We start from the raw sequence: 13,239 nt of genomic DNA, 5'->3' as shown, positions 1-13,239 counted from the left end.
GCCAGCATTTTGCCTCGGGCTTCCTTCAGATTCGCAGTCGCCCGCGACACCCTTGCCTCTGGCTAACACTTCCCCTTGCCGGGTGTGTAGAGGACTTTCACCTCCAAGTCGTCCAGTCCACCACCACAGTGAACCGAACAGCGCCAGTCACGGCGCTACGCGCCATGCCTGGCGCACAACGAAAATCCGATGCTTGTTTTGAGCATCGAATTTTTTATGCGACTTTCCCGCGCCTTGGCACTGACTCACGAAGTAGCTTCTGCCACCCACTCCCTTGACGAGCTGGGGGCGCTGCTTGATCCAGACCTAGTTAGCACCGCACTGGAAACGGCGGGAGTGGCGACCCTGCGTAAGCGACGTCTCCCTCTTGAAGCCATGATCTGGTGCGTGATCGCCATGGCGTTGTTTCGCCGGATGTCGGCCTGGGATGCCGCGAGCCGTATGGGCATCATGCTGCCTGGGCAGAAGCCATTGGTAGCACCCAGTGCAATCGTGCAAGGTCGCCAGCGTTTGGGCAGTGTTGCGGTGCGAGAAGTCTTTTCCCTGACTCAACAACGCTGGCATGCCAGCGCCAATCACCCCACTTGGGCCGGTTTGCGCCTGCTCAGTGTCGATGGCGTGGTCTGGCGCACGCCGGATACGGACGACAACCGCAAGCACTATGGCAGCGCCAGTAATCAGCATGGCGATACCGGCTTTCCCCAGGTTCGCATGGTCTGCCAGATGGAGCTGACCAGCCACATGCTGGTGAGTAGTGCTTTTGCCGGCTACCACAGCAACGAGATGAAACTGGCCGAACAACTGATCGACAGTACACCCGATCACTCGCTGACCTTGTTCGACCGTGGCTTCTATTCACTGGGGTTACTTTATCGCTGGCAACAGGCAGGCACTCAGCGCCATTGGTTACTGCCGCTGCGCAAGGATGCTCAATACGAGGTGCTGCGTAAGTTAGGGCGCCACGATGCCATCGTCTCACTAAAGACCTCGCCGCAGGCGCGTAAACAATGGCCCGACCTGCCAGACACGCTACAGGCTCGGTTATTAAGCAAGACCATCAAGGGCAAAGTGCGGCAGGTACTGACCTCAATGATCGATCCTCTGCGCTTCCCTCCAGACGAAATCGTGGATCTGTACAACCAGCGTTGGGAAATCGAACTGGGCTATCGAGAAATGAAGCAAGGCATGCTCGCGGGTCACTACACACTGCGTAGTAAAACGCCGGAGATGATTGAACAAGAACTGTGGGGCGTACTACTGGGGTACAACCTGCTGCGTTATCAAATGCTGGAAATGAGCCGCCACTGCCCTGGCATCTACCCCTGCGAAATGAGTTTCACCGCTTGCACCTGGGCGATTCTGGGCTTCTTGAACGGGGTCTCTTTGAATCATCCAGGCAACATCCCTCGCTACCTGGCCGAACTACAGGCCTCTGCCATGCACTACGTCCTACCTCATCGTCGTGAGGATCGCAGTTATCCGCGAGCGGTCAAACCCAAGCCGTCCAAGTATCCGACCAGAAATAAAAATGCCAGTCAGCTTAACTGACTGGCATTAGCCTTCGGGCGGCTTTTTTGTGCTCGCCCGTACGGGGCCCTGGCTGGTGCGCTGGGCATGCGCTTTGCTTGTATCAATAAATCCCGGAAGTCGCCGTTATAGCTATTACGGTTGTTGAGGAGTGTTCCCCGTGTTCGCCATCGTTTCCATGTTGCGTAGCCGTTTGTTGCGCCCGGTGTTCGTCGCGCTTGGCCTGGCCATGTTGGTGCAGGTCGGTTTGGCTGTTTGGCTGATGCGCGCCTCGGTCGACGGCATGGTCGAGGATCTGGCGCAGCGTCTGGGCGGTGAGAGCCGCCGCCTGGGTGAAGAGTTGAACATGGCTGAGCGTGAGATGAGTCAGGGCCTCGCTGCGTTGGCCGGCAGTACCCGGGCTCGCCTTGGTGAGGGGCTTTCCGGGCAGTTGAAGGATGAGCAGGCTCAGTTGCGCGTGGTACTCGAGGGCAATCTCAAACAGTCCGGTCAGGCGCTCGCGCAATTGCTGGCTGGGGTGGCGCCGAAGTCCATTTGGGATCTGGATATTCCTGCGCTCACTGCGCTTACCCGAATCGCCCAGCAGGATCCGGCGGTGTTGTTCGCCATCATCTATGACGCCGATGGTCAGCGCCTGACGCGCAACTTCAATCGCAGTAATGCGCAGGTGCGTGAGCTGGTCGCTGCCGGGCAGGGTGACTCGCCGCTGGAGAAGCTGGTGGAGGCGGCCTCGCGTGATCCGCGTGTATACGTGGTCGAGGCGCAAATCAGTCCGATGGGGGCGTCGATCGGCAAGGTGCAGATGGGCCTGTCACTGGATGTGGTGGAAAAGGAGCTGGCCGCGCTCGACGGCCGCTTTGCGTCGTTGGTCAGTGGTGCCGGTGAGTTGGTTGATAGCAGCCTGGCAGGTGCTGCCGAGGAGGCGACCGGTGCGCTGCGCGAGCGTCTGCAGTCGGCTGAGCGCTACACCCAGGAAATGGCACGCAACGGTGGTGAGTCGGTGCGCGTGGCGGCGGATTCGCTGCGCTGGAACATCGCCCTCGGCCTGTTGATCGTGGGGGCGCTGGCAATGGTCGTGGTGGCGCTGGTGCTTGGCTGGCGAGTGCTCAGTCGCTTGCGCCTGCTCAGCGCGGCGCTGAACGATCTGGCTGCGGGCGAGGGCGATCTGACCCGGCGCGTGAGCATCGACAGTCAGGACGAGGTCGGCGAGATGGCCGATGCAGTCAATCGCTTCATCGCCAAGCTGCAACCCATCGTGCGTGAGTCGGGTGAGGTGGCGTTGCGTACCGGTGAGCAGATTCGCAGCTTGACTCAGCGCGGCGTGGCGGCCGAGGCAGCGGCCGGCCGGCAGCGTGATGAGGTGGCGGGTAGCCTGCAGGCGTTGGAGCAAATGGCCGACGAGGCGCAGGCGGAAAGCCAGGCCATGCAGGAGGCGCTGCAGCGCGTCGACACCATCCGCCAGGCGGCGCACGAGAACGCGGCTATCGCTCAGCGACTGTCTGCGCTGATCGAGGGCTTGGTGGCGCGGGTGGCCGATGGCTCGGCAGTGATCGAGCGCCTGGCCAAGCAGAGCGAGCAGATCGAGGTGGTGCTGACGGTGATTCAGTCCATCGCCGAGCAGACCAACCTGCTGGCGCTCAATGCCGCCATCGAGGCGGCGCGCGCTGGCGAGAGTGGTCGCGGGTTTGCCGTGGTGGCTGACGAGGTGCGTGCGCTGGCGAGCAAGACTCAGCAGTCCACCGGCGATATCCAGACCCATATCGCTGCCCTGCAGCGGGGCGCGCAGGAGGCGGTCGCCGCCATCGCCCAGGCGGGCGCGCAAGGTAGTGAAGGGCTGCAGGTGCTGCGTGACAGTGCGCGCCTGCAGCAATCGGTGCAGCAGTCGGTAGACGAAGTGCATGGCGCCATCAATGCGGCAACTCAGGCCGCGGCACATCAGGCGGACGGTGCGGGAGCGGTACGCGGGCGTGTCGAGATCATTCATGCCGAAGCGCAGCGTGCGGCAGAGGCGGTGGCAGCGATAGCCGGCAATGCGCGCGCGTTGGACGAGCTGGCAGCTCAGCTCAAGGCCAGCCTAGGGCAATTCAAAGTGTAGGGTACGCAGTGCGCACCTCGCTGTTCTATGGTCTGGGCGGGGGGCGTAGCGCGCCCTGCGAGGAGGTCTGCTTTTTCGTGGGCAATAAAAAACCGAGCCATTGGCTCGGTTTTTTGAAATTTGGTGCCCAGGAGAAGACTCGAACTTCCACGACCGTTAAGTCACTGATACCTGAAACCAGCGCGTCTACCAATTCCGCCACCTGGGCACTACAGCAATGTTCGTCGTTGCCGACACGGAGCGTTGCATCCGTTTATTTGTAAAGTGGGTTATCAAACCACTTCACGAAATTTGGTGCCCAGGAGAAGACTCGAACTTCCACGACCGTTAAGTCACTGATACCTGAAACCAGCGCGTCTACCAATTCCGCCACCTGGGCACAGAAACCGATGAATCATCATCTGCTTCGTGTTACAACGTCTGCTCGACGCTGTGGGCGCGAACTATACGGGCGGGCATTTACCTTGTAAACCCCTGACCCCAAAAAATTATTGTCGCCGGAAAAGCTGCCTTGAATGACGTTTTCGCGCTTCAATAGGCAAATGGCATACACCTTTTATACATAAGCATAGGTAATCCTTCCTACATGGCCGATTGGCAATCCCTCGATCCCGAGGCCGCCCGCGAGGCGGAAAAATACGACAACCCCATCCCCAGTCGCGAACTGATCCTGGCCCATCTGGCCGAGCGAGGTTCGCCCGCCAGTCGCGAGCAGCTGGTCGAAGAGTTCGGTCTCGATACCGAGGACCAGCTTGAAGCGCTGCGCCGCCGCCTGCGCGCCATGGAGCGCGATGGTCAGCTCATCTATACCCGCCGCGGCACCTACGCGCCGGTGGACAAGCTCGATCTGATCTGCGGGCGCATTAGCGGTCACCGCGACGGCTTCGGCTTCCTCGTGCCGGATGACGGCAGTGATGACCTTTTCCTCAGTCCGGCGCAGATGCGTCTGGTGTTCGATGGTGACCGTGCCCTGGTGCGCGTGGCCGGTCTCGACCGGCGCGGCCGTCGCGAAGGCAGCATCGTCGAGGTGATCAGCCGTGCTCACGAGAGCATCGTCGGCCGTTACTACGAAGAGAACGGCATCGGCTTCGTCGTTGCCGACAATCCCAAGATCCAGCAGGAAGTGCTGGTCACCCCAGGGCGCACTGCCGGTGCGCGCATTGGTCAGTTCGTCGAGATCAAGATCACTCACTGGCCTACGCAGCGTTTCCAGCCGCAGGGCGACATCGTCGAGGTAATCGGCAACTACATGGCGCCGGGCATGGAGATCGACGTGGCGCTGCGCAGCTACGACATCCCGCACGTCTGGCCCGAGGCGGTAGTCAAGGAAGCGCGCAAGCTCAAGCCTGAGGTGGAGGAGAAGGACAAGGAGAAGCGCATCGACTTGCGCCATCTGCCTTTCGTCACCATCGATGGTGAAGACGCCCGCGACTTCGACGATGCGGTCTACTGCGAGAAGAACAGCAGCCGTTGGAAGTTGTTCTCCGGTGGCTGGAAACTCTACGTGGCCATCGCCGACGTCTCGCACTACGTCAAGGTCGGCTCGGCGCTGGATGCCGAGGCGGTCGTGCGCGGCAACTCGGTGTATTTCCCCGAGCGCGTCGTACCGATGCTGCCGGAGGAACTGTCCAACGGCCTGTGCTCGCTCAACCCGCATGTCGATCGCCTTGCCATGGTCTGCGAAATGACCATGTCCAAGAGCGGCCAGATGGTCGACTACAAGTTCTACGAGGCGGTGATCCACTCCCATGCGCGCCTGACCTACAACAAGGTCAGCCTGATGCTGGAAGATCCCAAGAGCAGCGAGGGCAAGTCCCTGCGCAGCGAGTACAAGGAGGTCCTGCCGCACCTCAATCAGCTCTACGCGCTGTATCAGGTACTGGCCGCCGCTCGTCACGAGCGCGGCGCCATCGACTTCGAGACCCAGGAAACCCGCATCATCTTCGGCGAAGGGCGCAAGATCGCGGAGATCCGCCCGACCCAGCGCAACGATGCGCACAAACTGATCGAGGAGTGCATGCTGGCCGCCAACGTGGCCACCGCGCGCTTCATGCAGGATCACCAGATCCCGTCACTGTATCGCGTGCACGGTGGCCCGCCGCCGGAGCGCCTGGAGAAACTCAACGCCTTCCTCGGTGAGCTGGGGTTGTCGCTGCAGCGTGGCAAGTCCAAGGATGGTCCGTCACCCAAGGACTATCAGCGCCTGCTGGAAAGCATCCGCGAGCGCCCGGACTATCACCTGATCCAGACCGTGATGCTGCGTTCGCTGAGTCAGGCGGTGTACAGCGCGCAGAACGAAGGGCACTTCGGCCTCAATTACGAGGCTTACACTCACTTCACCTCGCCGATCCGTCGCTATCCCGACCTGTTGGCGCATCGTGCCATTCGCAGCGTGATCCGTTCCAAGCGCGACACCAAGCACGTGGAGCGTGCCGGTGCGGCAGTCATGCCCAAGGCGCGTATCTATCCGTACGACGAAGCGACCCTGGAAAAGCTCGGCGAGCAGTGCTCGATGACCGAGCGCCGTGCCGACGAAGCGACCCGCGACGTGGTCAACTGGCTCAAGTGCGAGTTCATGCAGGATCGTGTCGGTGAGACCTTCCCCGGTGTGATCACTGCCGTGACCGGTTTCGGTATTTTCGTCGAGCTGCGCGACATATACGTCGAGGGCCTGGTGCATGTGACCGCGCTGCCGGCCGACTACTACCACTTCGACCCGGTTCACCATCGTCTGTCCGGCGAGCGCAGTGGGCGCAGCTTCCGCTTGGGCGATAGCGTCGAGGTCAAGGTCATGCGCGTCGATCTCGACGAGCGCAAGATTGAATTCGAACTGTCCCAGGCCGCTGAGCGTGAGGCCATTGGTCGTGGCAGTCGCGCTGGCAAGGCGCCGAGCATGGGCAATACCGACGTGCAGAAGAGCCGAGACGTGAAGAAGGCGCTGCTGGCCGGCGCCAAGGCTGGCAAGGGCGCTGCCGGCAAGTCGGCGAGCAAGCCGGCCGGTGGTGCGCGCAAAGGCTCCGGGCGTAGTGACAGTGCCCCGCCAGCTGCCGGAAAGCCGCGCAAGCGTAAGGCCAAGTCATGAGTGATCTGGAAAAGATCTACGGCGTACATGCCGTAGAGGCCATGCTGCGTCATCATCCCAAACGGGTGAAGCAGGTCTGGCTGGCCGATGGTCGCAGTGATCCTCGGGTGCAGCCCTTGCTGGAGCTGGCTGCGCAGTCTCGCGTAAAAGTGGGGCAGTGCGAGCGCCGTGAGATGGACGCCTGGGTCGAGGGTGTGCACCAGGGTGTGGTTGCCGATGTCAGCCCCAGTCAGGTCTGGGGCGAGGCGATGCTCGAGGAGTTGCTTGAGCGCTGCGAGGGCCCGCCTTTGCTGCTGGTGCTCGACGGCGTGACCGACCCGCACAACCTTGGGGCTTGTCTGCGCACGGCAGATGCCGCCGGCGCGTTGGCGGTGATTGTGCCCAAGGACAAATCGGCAACCCTCAACGCCACGGTACGCAAGGTGGCCTGTGGTGCTGCCGAGGTGATTCCGCTGGTGGCGGTGACCAACCTGGCGCGCAGTCTGGAGAAGTTGCAGCAGCGCGGCCTGTGGGTGGTTGGTACGGCCGGTGAGGCCGAGCTTGAGGTCTATCAGCAGGACATGACCGGGCCGACCGTGCTGGTCATGGGGGCCGAGGGCAAGGGAATGCGCCGTTTGACCCGCGAGCATTGCGATTACCTGGTCAAGCTGCCCATGAGCGGCAGTGTCAGCAGTCTCAACGTCTCGGTTGCTACCGGGGTCTGCTTGTTCGAGGCGGTGCGTCAGAGAAACAATAAGCGTCAGGTAAAAAGCTCCAAGTAACAGCGATTACTGCGGGCCGGTGTGCGTGCTGCGTACCCCGGCCGTCGTAGGGCGTACTCGGCTTTGGCATTCTGCGCTGCTCTACCTCCTGCATTCAGCAGTCGTCACGAAGCAGTACGCCAGGTGTCCTGATGGAGCGTAATGCTGGACTCGGTATGCCTTGGCGGACTGTTCGCTGCGCTCCTGGGTCCGCCCTACGTCCTAGGGTTTGTTGCCGTTTCGCGCACGGCCGCGACGGAGCCAGTTTTTGCGTGGGGCTAGGCGCGAGACGCGAAGTTTGGTCGCCCAAATGAGCCGTCGAGTAACGACGTACCACGCAAAAACTGGCCCGTCCCTTCGGGTTGCGCGGCAAATTGCGCCATGCGTCGTTGCTGGGTTTGGCAGGGGAACGACCATTACCTGCATCCCGCGCCTCGCGTGGCGCAATTTGGCGCAGCAACGCGGCTCACGTCGAAACGGCAACAGACCCTAGCCCTATGCTCTGCGCTCCAGGTTGTCTTACGCTCGGGGCCTGCTGCCCACGGATGCGCCCGCGGCTGGCTGTTCAAATAATCGCCAATCTGCCTTGCGTGCGGCGAGGGGCTTCTCTAGAATGGCGCCCCTTGCCGTGACGGCAGGCCCTTTCGCGCCTACCGCCTGGCAAGCTCATCACGAGAAAAACCCACTCCTTGCCTGACCACCTTAGTTGGCAGGCTACAACCCGTAAGGAGCATTTATGCGTCATTACGAAATCATCTTTCTGGTTCACCCGGACCAGAGCGAGCAAGTCGGCGGCATGGTCGAGCGTTACACCAAGCTGATCGAAGAAGACGGTGGCAAGATTCACCGCCTGGAAGATTGGGGCCGTCGTCAGCTGGCTTACGCCATCAACAACGTCCACAAAGCCCACTACGTGATGCTCAACGTAGAGTGCACCGGCAAGGCCCTGGCCGAGCTGGAAGACAACTTCCGCTACAACGACGCCGTGATCCGTAACCTGGTCATCCGTCGCGACGAGGCCGTCACTGGCCAGTCCGAGATGCTGAAGGCCGAAGAAAACCGCAGTGAGCGCCGCGAGCGTCGTGAACGTCCTGAAAACGCCGAGTCCAACGACGGCGATGACAGCGACAGCAACGACAGCGACAACGCTGACGAGTAATCCACGGATCTATTGAGGAGCCAATCACATGGCACGTTTCTTCCGTCGTCGTAAATTCTGCCGCTTCACCGCTGAAGACGTGAAAGAGATCGATTTCAAAGATCTCAACACCCTGAAAGCCTACATCTCGGAAACCGGCAAAATCGTTCCTAGCCGTATCACCGGTACCAAGGCTCGTTATCAGCGTCAGCTGGCCACCGCTATCAAGCGCGCCCGCTTCCTGGCCCTGCTGCCCTACACCGACAGCCACGGCCGCTGAGACCGGGCAGTCGACAAGAGTTAAGGAATAGATCGCATGCGCGCCCTGGCTGAATACATCATGCGCGGCCGTATGCAGGCCACCCTCGTGGTGGTGGGATCGGCAGCGATGCCGCTGTTGTTCTGGTTGAGTGCCGCCGCTGGCAGCCTGGTGCTGTTGCGGCGTGGAGCCAGTGATGCCATCGGCATCCTGGCCTGGGCCATGCTACCGGCGATTGCCTGGTGGTATTTCGGCGAACCGCGCACCTTGCTGGTGCTGGTCGGCGCGCTGGGGTTGGCGTTGTTGTTGCGCGCCAACTGGACCTGGAACCGCATACTGCTGAGCAGTGTGGCGCTGGGCCTGGTGTATGGATTTGTCCTTGGGGCAGTGTTCCGCGAACCCATCGCGGCCATGGCTGGTGAGCTGCAGAAGCTGCTGCCAACCATGTTCGATGGGGCTCACCAGCAATTGTCGGTGGGTGAACGCGAGCGTCTCGAGGCACTGATCGCACCGGTGCTGACCGGACTGCTGGCAGCCTTGCTGCAGATTCTGAGCTTGCTGAGCCTGATCCTTGGGCGTTACTGGCAGGCCGTGTTGTACAACCCTGGCGGTTTTGGTCGCGAGTTTCGCGCGCTGAGACTGTCGCTGCCGCAGGCGCTGTTGCTGCTGGCGGGCATGATACTAGGTCCCAATCTGGGGCCGCAGTTGGCCATGCTCACGCCGCTGTGCAGTGTGCCGCTGCTGTTCGCCGGGATCGCCCTGGTGCACGGCCTGGTGGATAAGGGTGGGCTCGCCCGCTTCTGGCTGGTGGGCATGTACATCACGCTCCTGCTGTTCATGCAGCTGATCTATCCGTTACTGGTGGTCTTGGCCATCGTCGACAGTCTGTTTGATTTTCGCGGTCGCCTGGCGCGCAAGAACGGCCCGGGCTCTGCGAACGGTGAAGGTTAAAAGTTAAGAGGTAAGACCCAAATGGAAGTCATCCTGCTGGAAAAAATCGCCAACCTGGGCAACCTGGGCGACAAAGTGAACGTTAAAGCCGGTTACGGCCGTAACTTCCTGCTGCCGCAAGGCAAAGCCACCGCTGCCACCGAAGCCAACGTTGCTGCTTTCGAAGCACGTCGCGCCGAGCTGGAAAAAGCTGCTGCCGAGAAGAAAGCTTCCGCTGAATCTCGCGCTGCTCAGCTGGCTGAGCTGGAAGTCACCATCACCGCCACCGCTGGCGATGAAGGCAAGCTGTTCGGTTCCATCGGCACCCACGACATCGCTGACGCCCTGACCGCCTCCGGCGTTGAAGTGGCCAAAGCTGAAGTTCGTCTGCCGAACGGCACCATTCGCCAGATTGGCGAATACGACGTAGCTGTGCACCTGCACACCGACGTTGAAGCCACCGTCAAGGTGATCGTGGTCGCTGCTTAATCAAGTAGCCGCCAGGCGGACTTGCGCTGTAGCGTAGGTCTGCTGACAATCGGGCACGGTATCGCTCTGCGATCCGTGCCCTTTGTTTTTCTATCGCAGTATTTTCTTCCCGAGCCTATGAACGACATCAGCATTCCCGAGCAATACGACCTGCAGACTGCCGCCCTGAAAGTGCCACCGCACTCCATCGAGGCGGAACAGGCGGTGCTCGGCGGCCTGATGCTCGACAACAATGCCTGGGAGCGCGTGCTCGATGGTGTGTCGGATGTCGACTTCTATCGCCACGACCACCGGCTGATCTTCCGCGCCATCTTCAAGCTGGCCGAGCGTAACGAACCCTTCGACGTGGTGACCCTGTCCGAGCAGTTGGACAAGGAAGGGCAACTGTCGCAGGTCGGCGGTCTGGCCTATCTCGCCGAGCTGGCGAAGAACACGCCGTCGGTGGCCAACATCAAGGCCTATGCGCAGATCATTCGTGAGCGCGCCACCCTGCGCAAGCTGATCAGCATCAGCAACGAGATTGCCGACAGTGCCTACGCCCCGGAAGGCCGTACCGGCGAGGAGATTCTCGACGAAGCGGAGCGCCTGATCTTCCAGATCGCCGAAGACCGCCCCAAGACTGGCGGGCCGGTGGGCATCAACGACATTCTGGTCAAGGCCATCGACCGCATCGACACGCTGTTCAACAACGGCGACGCGATTACCGGTCTGTCCACCGGCTTCGATGACCTGGATAACCTGACCAGCGGTCTGCAGCCGGCCGACATGATCATCGTCGCTGGCCGTCCGTCGATGGGTAAGACCACCTTCGCCATGAACCTGGTGGAAAACGCGCTGATGCGTAGCGACAAGGCGATCCTAGTGTACTCGCTGGAGATGCCTTCGGAGTCCATCGTCATCCGTATGCTCGCCTCGCTGGGGCGCATTGACCAGACCAAGGTGCGTGCCGGCCAGCTGGATGACGACGATTGGCCGCGGCTGACCAGCGCGGTCAACCTGCTCAACGACCGCAAGCTGTTCATCGACGATACCGCCGGTATTTCCCCGAGCGAGATGCGGGCGCGCACGCGGCGTCTGGCACGCGAGCACGGTGAGATCGGCCTGATCATGGTCGACTACCTGCAGCTGATGCAGATTCCCGGTTCCAGCGGCGATAGCCGGGTCAACGAGATTTCCGAGATATCGCGCTCGCTCAAGGGCCTTGCCAAGGAATTCAACTGCCCGGTCATTGCCCTGTCGCAGCTCAACCGTGGCCTGGAGCAGCGCCCGAACAAGCGCCCGATCAACTCCGACTTGCGTGAGTCCGGTGCAATCGAGCAGGACGCCGACATCATCCTGTTCGTCTACCGCGACGAGGTGTACCACCCGGAGACCGAGTACAAGGGCGTGGCCGAGATCATCATCGGCAAGCAGCGTAACGGCCCGCTGGGTACCGCGCGCCTGGCCTTCCTCGGCAAGTATTCGCGCTTCGAGAACCTGGCACCGGGTAGCTACCAGTTCGAGGACGAATAACCGCGCGAGCAGTGTAGGAGCGAGCTCTGCTCGCGAATCAAGCAAGGTGAACGTTTCGCCAGCAGAGCCCGTGGCTACGGCAACAGTCTGATCTCGCTCAATGAAAACGGGCGCCCAGCGGTTAAGATGGGCGCCCGTTTTTTGTTCAGGCCTTCCGTCATGCGTCCGCTTGCCGCCATCGTCGACCTCTCTGCCATCGCTCATAACTACGCCGTGGCCAAGCGCTGCGCGCCCGGGCGCCAGGCCTTCGCCGTGGTCAAGGCCAACGCCTATGGTCATGGTGTGCGCGAGGTGGTCACGGCGTTGCACGAGATTGCCGATGGCTTCGCCGTGGCCTGTCTGGAGGAGGCGGCCGAGGTGCGCGCCATGCACGGTGAGGCGCGCATCCTGCTGCTGGAGGGCTGTTTCGAGGCCAGTGAATATGCCATCGCCGCGCAACTGGGGCTGGATCTGGCGCTGCAGAGCACGGCGCAGGCCGAGGCGCTGATTGCCAGTGAGCTGGTGCGTCCGCTCAACGTCTGGCTCAAGCTGGATTCGGGCATGCACCGCCTCGGTTTCGATGCCGCCAGCCTGCGCCACTGGCATGCACGGCTCGAAGACGCCGAGCAGGTTGCCGAGCTCAACCTGCTTAGCCATTTCGCCTGCGCCGACGAGCGCGGCCATCCGCTGACGGAGCTGCAGGTCGAGCGCTTTCTCGATCTGCTGGATCTGGATTTCAATCATCGTTCGCTGGCGAACTCGGCGGCCGTGCTGACCATTCCAGCGGCGCATATGGATTGGCTGCGCCCCGGCATCATGCTCTACGGTGCCACGCCGTTCGCCGAACTGAGTGCGCGCGAACTGGGGCTGAAACCGGCCATGACCCTGGCTGCGCGGGTGATCGCCGTGCGTGAGGTGGCAGTCGGTGAAAGCGTTGGTTATGGCGCGGCCTGGGTGGCCGAGCGGCCTTCGCGTATTGCCACGGTCAGCTGTGGTTATGCCGATGGTTATCCGCGTCACGCGCCCAGTGGCACGCCGGTGTTGATCGAGGGGCAGCGCGCCAAGCTGGCGGGCAGGGTGTCGATGGACATGTTGGCGGTGGATATCACGGACCTACCGGAAGCAGATGTAGATTCGCCGGTGGAGTTGTGGGGCGGCCAGTTGCCGGTGGATGAAGTGGCCATGGCGTGCGGCACTATCGGCTATGAGTTGCTGAGCAAGGTCACTGCGCGGGTGCCTCGGCGCTATATCGGCTAGCAGGCTGTTGAAAAACTACCTGCGTTGCCATTGCTGCGTTAAAAACAGGCTCGCGTGCGAGCCCAGTCAAAATGCTCATTTACAGCGCGTAAAGTCGAGCGCGACTCCGACCGTTTTTCGCCTGTTTTTGTGGGGCCGCCGTCGGTATTGCACTGGCTGCCTCGGCTCGGGCTTCCTGCTTCGCTCTACCTCCTGCATCCATGCAGTCGTCGCCTACGTTTTTCAACGGCC

General features: G+C 61.6%; 10 protein-coding genes and 2 tRNA genes. 10 read left to right on the top strand and 2 right to left on the bottom strand.

Annotated elements, in window-relative coordinates; all coding sequences use genetic code 11:
* Nucleotides 1-216 precede the first annotated feature (216 nt).
* Both PSOLE_RS20550 and PSOLE_RS20545 read left to right on the top strand, forming a co-directional pair.
* Nucleotides 217-1,548, top strand: coding sequence for an IS4 family transposase (locus tag PSOLE_RS20550; RefSeq protein WP_039964317.1), 1,332 nt, complete (start codon nucleotides 217-219; stop codon nucleotides 1,546-1,548).
* 139 nt (nucleotides 1,549-1,687) lie between these two features.
* Nucleotides 1,688-3,622, top strand: a complete 1,935-nt coding sequence (locus tag PSOLE_RS20545; protein WP_074855071.1) for a methyl-accepting chemotaxis protein — start codon at nucleotides 1,688-1,690, stop codon at nucleotides 3,620-3,622.
* A 121-nt stretch (nucleotides 3,623-3,743) separates the two neighbouring features.
* Here the strand turns inward: PSOLE_RS20545 and PSOLE_RS20540 are convergent.
* A tRNA-Leu gene (locus PSOLE_RS20540) sits at nucleotides 3,744-3,830 on the bottom strand.
* An 84-nt stretch (nucleotides 3,831-3,914) separates the two neighbouring features.
* A tRNA-Leu gene (locus PSOLE_RS20535) sits at nucleotides 3,915-4,001 on the bottom strand.
* A 207-nt stretch (nucleotides 4,002-4,208) separates the two neighbouring features.
* Between PSOLE_RS20535 and rnr the strand changes: the two genes are divergently transcribed.
* From rnr to alr, 8 genes are all read left to right on the top strand, one after another.
* The gene (gene rnr, locus PSOLE_RS20530; protein ID WP_004423253.1) at nucleotides 4,209-6,704 is read left to right on the top strand and encodes a ribonuclease R; all 2,496 of its coding nucleotides are present in this window, start codon (nucleotides 4,209-4,211) and stop codon (nucleotides 6,702-6,704) included.
* Nucleotides 6,701-7,465, top strand: a complete 765-nt coding sequence (gene rlmB, locus PSOLE_RS20525) for a 23S rRNA (guanosine(2251)-2'-O)-methyltransferase RlmB (RefSeq protein ID WP_074855070.1) — start codon at nucleotides 6,701-6,703, stop codon at nucleotides 7,463-7,465. The genes rnr and rlmB overlap by 4 nt, the downstream gene beginning before the upstream one ends.
* Before the next feature lie 715 nt (nucleotides 7,466-8,180).
* On the top strand, nucleotides 8,181-8,603 hold the full coding sequence (rpsF, locus tag PSOLE_RS20520) for a 30S ribosomal protein S6 (protein WP_003246846.1): 423 nt from the start codon (nucleotides 8,181-8,183) through the stop codon (nucleotides 8,601-8,603).
* Between the two features lie 28 nt (nucleotides 8,604-8,631).
* Nucleotides 8,632-8,862, top strand: coding sequence for a 30S ribosomal protein S18 (gene rpsR / locus PSOLE_RS20515; RefSeq protein ID WP_003246847.1), 231 nt, complete (start codon nucleotides 8,632-8,634; stop codon nucleotides 8,860-8,862).
* A 36-nt stretch (nucleotides 8,863-8,898) separates the two neighbouring features.
* Nucleotides 8,899-9,792 carry a YybS family protein gene (locus tag PSOLE_RS20510; RefSeq protein WP_074855069.1) on the top strand — a complete coding sequence of 298 codons (894 nt, stop codon included), beginning with the start codon at nucleotides 8,899-8,901 and terminating at the stop codon, nucleotides 9,790-9,792.
* Between the two features lie 21 nt (nucleotides 9,793-9,813).
* Complete coding sequence (gene rplI, locus PSOLE_RS20505) at nucleotides 9,814-10,260, top strand: 50S ribosomal protein L9 (RefSeq protein ID WP_004423262.1); 447 nt, start codon at nucleotides 9,814-9,816, stop codon at nucleotides 10,258-10,260.
* A 117-nt stretch (nucleotides 10,261-10,377) separates the two neighbouring features.
* Nucleotides 10,378-11,772 (top strand): replicative DNA helicase, encoded by a 1,395-nt coding sequence (gene dnaB, locus PSOLE_RS20500; RefSeq protein WP_004423263.1) that lies wholly within the window; start codon nucleotides 10,378-10,380, stop codon nucleotides 11,770-11,772.
* Between the two features lie 159 nt (nucleotides 11,773-11,931).
* Complete coding sequence (gene alr, locus PSOLE_RS20495) at nucleotides 11,932-13,008, top strand: alanine racemase (RefSeq protein ID WP_074855149.1); 1,077 nt, start codon at nucleotides 11,932-11,934, stop codon at nucleotides 13,006-13,008.
* The last annotated feature ends 231 nt before the right edge of the window (nucleotides 13,009-13,239 follow it).

The sequence above is a fragment of the Pseudomonas oleovorans subsp. oleovorans genome (genome assembly GCF_002197815.1).
Taxonomy (GTDB): Bacteria; Pseudomonadota; Gammaproteobacteria; order Pseudomonadales; family Pseudomonadaceae; genus Aquipseudomonas; species Aquipseudomonas oleovorans.
The sequence above is the reverse complement of the archived record's forward strand: the minus strand, read 5'-3'. Positions and strand labels throughout refer to the sequence as shown.

Bases quoted from the DNA above. Each gene is read 5' to 3' on its own strand.
- rnr (WP_004423253.1), top strand. From the start codon at position 4,209: ATGGCCGATTGGCAATCCCTCGATCCCGAGGCCGCCCGCGAGGCGGAA.
- dnaB (WP_004423263.1), top strand. From the start codon at position 10,378: ATGAACGACATCAGCATTCCCGAGCAATACGACCTGCAGACTGCCGCC.
- rpsR (WP_003246847.1), top strand. From the start codon at position 8,632: ATGGCACGTTTCTTCCGTCGTCGTAAATTCTGCCGCTTCACCGCTGAA.
- rplI (WP_004423262.1), top strand. From the start codon at position 9,814: ATGGAAGTCATCCTGCTGGAAAAAATCGCCAACCTGGGCAACCTGGGC.
- alr (WP_074855149.1), top strand. From the start codon at position 11,932: ATGCGTCCGCTTGCCGCCATCGTCGACCTCTCTGCCATCGCTCATAAC.
- PSOLE_RS20510 (WP_074855069.1), top strand. From the start codon at position 8,899: ATGCGCGCCCTGGCTGAATACATCATGCGCGGCCGTATGCAGGCCACC.
- PSOLE_RS20550 (WP_039964317.1), top strand. From the start codon at position 217: ATGCGACTTTCCCGCGCCTTGGCACTGACTCACGAAGTAGCTTCTGCC.
- rlmB (WP_074855070.1), top strand. From the start codon at position 6,701: ATGAGTGATCTGGAAAAGATCTACGGCGTACATGCCGTAGAGGCCATG.
- rpsF (WP_003246846.1), top strand. From the start codon at position 8,181: ATGCGTCATTACGAAATCATCTTTCTGGTTCACCCGGACCAGAGCGAG.